Source organism: Pseudoflavonifractor phocaeensis, from assembly GCF_016901955.1.
GTDB lineage: Bacteria > Bacillota > Clostridia > Oscillospirales > Oscillospiraceae > Flavonifractor > Flavonifractor phocaeensis_A.
The window spans coordinates 1-4,355 of sequence record NZ_JACJLC010000141.1 but is presented as its reverse complement, the minus strand read 5'-3'; the positions used below and the strand labels follow the sequence as shown (position 1 = coordinate 4,355).

The window sequence follows — 4,355 nt, the reverse complement described above, 5'->3', positions numbered from 1 at the left end:
CCCCCTGTGGGGGGAAGGTCAAAGAAAAAGGAGGCATGTTTATGGCAACGTACACAGCAAACTATGGGCTGCACCAGTGGGTGCCGGAGGACGTCTTTGTGCGGACGGATTTCAACACCGATCTGTCCAAGATCGACACGGCGCTGAAAACCGCCCTGGACACCGCCAACAGCGGGGTCTCAGCAGCCGCCGCCGCTCAGGCCACCGCCGACACCGCGAAAAGCATCGCGGACAGCAAAACAGCCGTTGTCGCCGGCAGTTATACCGGGACCGGAACGGAAAATCGGGCTATCTCCTTGGGATTTCAGCCAAAGGCCGTACTGGTAGAACGCTACAATGGTGTCCGTTATAACAATATGCCTATCGCGGGCCTGGCGCTGTATGGAAAGCCCTGTTCGGACTACCCCATCGAAGGCGGGCTGACCGTCACCGCCAATGGATTTACCGTTGACACCCATAGCACAGTGAAATTCAATAACGAGCAGGTTATATATTATTATCTGGCGGTGCGGTAAAAATCACAAGACATAAAAAGAATCCCGGGCCAAAACGGCCCGGGATTCTTTGATGAGCTAAATGTTAGCCACCAATCCCAGAAAGCTCAGTAGCAATGAGGGTCAGAGTAACGGTCTCGCCGTTGATGGTCAGCTCCATGCTGGTGCTGGCGGTCTTATCGCCGTCAGCAACAGTCCAGTTGCCATAGGTCGGAGGAGTTCCGCCCTCAAAATCGCCCCAATACTCAGCCAGGGTGCTGACCAGGGTCTTGCCATCGGCGTCACGCCAGTTGCTGCCCTTGAGATCGTCCACACCGTCAACAACCCAGGTGAACTTGGTGCCGTTATAGGTGATTTCGCTCACGTTGGCACCGTTGTTGAAACGGTACAGAGCGCCCAGCAGGCGGGCAATGTCAGCAGTAGCAACCTTAACCGCACCGCTGGTATTCGTGGTGTAGTCGTCCATGGCGTTGGTATAGGAGATGGTATTGCCGGAGATCTCGATCTCGCCATCCCGAGTAAAGTCATCGTACTTATAGCTCTCGGCATAAGCCAGGATCTGAGCCAGAGTCAGCTTGTTGGAAGTAACATCGCCGGTCACGGTGCCAGTCACAGCGCCGGTGGTCACGCTGCCGGTGCCCTCGTTGGACACGTTGGCGGCCACATTACCGACGGTCACAGAAGCCTTGCCCTCCACAGTGATGGTGTGGGCAGTCTGCTCGCCCACGTTGGCAGTCACGTCACCGTTAATGACCAGATTCGCCTCATCTCTGATGGTCACATCACCAACGATCTTGGCGTCCTTGGCGGTGATGGTCAGCTTGCCGCTGATGGTGGAGCCCAGGATCAGGGTACCGTTCACAGTAACAGTACCGTCACCAGTCACGTTCTGGTGATTCAGACCCATGCCGCTCACGACCAGAGCTCCATGGATCGTCCAAGTGCCCTGCATGTTTACATTGCCGTTGATGGTCAGAGTCTTGCCTTTGGGCACAGTCAGAGCGCCGGGGATGCTCATGTCGCCGTCCAGGGTAACAGAGGTGACGCCGTCCTTGGCCAGAACATCGCTCAGAACATCGGCGTCCATGCTGCCAGCGCCCATGGGAGTTTCTTCGTCAAAACCAAACAGCTGGTTCTTGGCCACGTCAACCACCAGGATCTCCAGCTCGTCGTTGGCGGAAGCCTGGAAGTAGGCGTTGGGCACGTAGGTCTCGGTGTTGCCGAGCTCACGGGCCAGGGTGGTGGCGGTGCCGGCCACACCAGTGTGGGTAGCGTCGTCCACGTTGAGGATCACGGTGTTGCTGGTGATGTCGTAGGTGTTGCCGGCGATCTCAATGGAGTCGGAGCCCACGGCGGTGATGTAGGAAACAGCGCCCACGGTGTCCACGTTCTTGACGGTGCCGTCGCCGTTGTCATCGAAGGTGATGATGGAGCGGACGGGATAGATCTCAGCGGTAGCCTTCTGCTTGACAATAACGGTCTCGCTGCCGTTCCAGATCTCGAAGCAGTTGTAGTTGCTGCCGTCAATGGTCTCAGTCCAGGAGTCCTTGGTCAGGTAGCCGTAGCTGTCGCCGCCGATCACGTCCAGGGTGAACTTGCTGCCGTTCCAGCCGGTGTTGGAGGCCATGACAGTGGCGAACATGACGCGGCTGAAGCCGTCGGCGTCCTTGCCCACCAGAGCGGAGGCGTTATTGGCCTCAAACTTGCCGGCGGCAACCTTCTTGAACTCCTTGCCGGTGAGGGTGGTCACGCTGCCGACATCGCCCTCAGCGGCGCTGCGCACCACGATGACGGCCTCATCAGCCACCAGGGTGCCGTTGATGGTCCAGGCACCGTCGGGACGGGTCGCGCCGACGTTGTTGCCGGTCAGCACGGTATCAAAGCCGGCCTTATTGTTGTCGGTGTTGCTCAGCAGGTAGAACTCATAATCGCCGTCGTTGTTGACCTTGAAGGACATGGTCTGGCCCAGATAGGTCTCCTCGGTGGTAGTATCATCAACATCGAGATCAACCTTATTAACGGTGTCGTCCACATCGTCATACAGGGCGGCAACGGTGACCTCTTCCTTGGAGCCGTCGCTGAAGATGACCTTGGCCTTCAGAACGGTATCGCCAAAGGCGTCTTCGCTGGTGCCCATGTCATAGATGACGGCCACGTCGTCCAGAGTGGCGCCGGAGGTCAGCTCGGTATAGAACAGCACGTCGCTCACAGCCACATACTCCACCTCGGAGCCAGACTTGATGGCGCTGCTAGCCACACCGTTGGTGGCTACCTTGTACCACTCACCGTCGATCTGGTAGTCATCATAGGGGGCCTGACCGGCGTCCTGGGGATTGCGCACGCCGGACACGGTGCCGGACTGCACGTCAACCTTGGTCAGAGTATCGGTCAGATCGTAGTAGCGGGGAGACACAACGGCATAATCGCCCTGGGCCAGGCCCTCGGAAATAGCCATGTCCTCCACCAGCTGGGCATTGTCATCCAGAGTGGCATTGTCCAGTACGGGAGCGAAGGTGATGTTGGTGTCGTTCAGGAAGGTGATCTCAGCCACGTCCACGGGAGTGACCAGAGCCAGGTCAAACTTGCCGTTGCCGTCGTTGTCCACGAAGACCACCTTGTCGGCGTTGTTCAGGCCGGTGGTGATGGCATTGGTGCAGCGAACTTCAGCGGTGTCGGGATTGTCGTCATGGTCCCAGGTAGTGCTCATACCGTAGTAGTAGACAACGTCGGTCTCCAGGTTGTAGGTGGTGCCGTCCACCTTCACCTTGTTGACCAGGCCGGCATAATCGGTCTGGCTGGCGGCAGTCTCCAGAACAGTGTTCTTGTCGGAAACGGTGTACACGCCGTAGACCTCGCCGGTCTCATCGTTGCGCAGGACCTTCACATACTGGCCCATGAAGGAGGTCAGATCCTGGTCCTTGTACTCGAAGTAATCCTCGTAAGCGATATTGTTGCCGGTCAGAGCGGTCTTGTTGATCTTGTCCACGTTGACCACAAAGCCGTCGGAGTTGGCCAGGCCGTCTTCAGACAGATCATAGTCGCCGGTGGCAAGCAGAACGCCCTGATACATGTTGGCGTCAAACTTTTCCAGCAGCAGGGTGTGGTCGATGGTAACAACCATATTGTTGTTGTTAAAGCTCTCAGTCCAGGGAGCGTAGGTCTCGGTGAGCTTACCGGTCTCCATGTCCTGCTGCCAGGTGCGGCGCATCATGGTAGCCTGAACCGCGTTATAGGCCATCTGCATGGCGTCGTCACGGGAGATGGGCTCGTTGGCCACGATGTCGCCCAGGTCCTTGTACAGGCCGGCCTCGTTGGCGTAGCGGGCGGTGTTGATGGCCCAGTTGTTGCCCACAAAGCCGAACACATTGGCGTCATAGCCCATGGCGGTCAGGAACATCTTGGCGCACTGCTCAGCGGTCAGGGTGTCCTTGGGGTTGAACTTGCCGGTGCCGTCGCCGGCGATGATGCCCATGCTGGTGGTGTACTCAATGTACTTCTCGGCCCAGTTGCCCTTGATGTCGCTGTAGCTGGGCTCCACCTTGGTGCCCACAACGGGCTCCACGCCGCCGTTCATCACGTAGGCGATGATCTTGGTCATCTCTTCACGGGTGAAGGTGTCGTTGGGAGCAAAGTAAGAACCGTCTTCCTTGCCATCGACGACGCCCAGCGTCACCATGGTGGAGACAGCCTCTTTGTGCTGGATCTCATCGTAGTCGGTGAAATCCTTGGCGTCCACGGCGCCGGCGCCGACGACCATCATGCCGATGAGCATCATGGCGGCCAGAGCCAGGCTGAGAACACGCTTGAGGTTTCTCATTTGGTATTCCTCCTTAATTTTTTTAGACTTTAGGCAAGGAAACA

Annotated in this window: 2 protein-coding genes; one reads left to right on the top strand and one right to left on the bottom strand. The window is 57.7% G+C overall.

The genetic code is table 11. The annotated features are described in order from the left end of the window. Positions 1 to 41 precede the first annotated feature (41 nt). Positions 42 to 515, top strand: coding sequence for a hypothetical protein (locus H6B51_RS16370; protein ID WP_204884668.1), 474 nt, complete (start codon positions 42 to 44; stop codon positions 513 to 515). Positions 516 to 579: 64 nt separating this feature from the next. On the opposite strand, the gene H6B51_RS16365 is transcribed toward H6B51_RS16370, so the two are convergent. Beyond that, complete coding sequence (locus tag H6B51_RS16365; RefSeq protein ID WP_204884667.1) at positions 580 to 4,311, bottom strand: S-layer homology domain-containing protein; 3,732 nt, start codon at positions 4,309 to 4,311, stop codon at positions 580 to 582. Positions 4,312 to 4,355 lie beyond the last annotated feature (44 nt).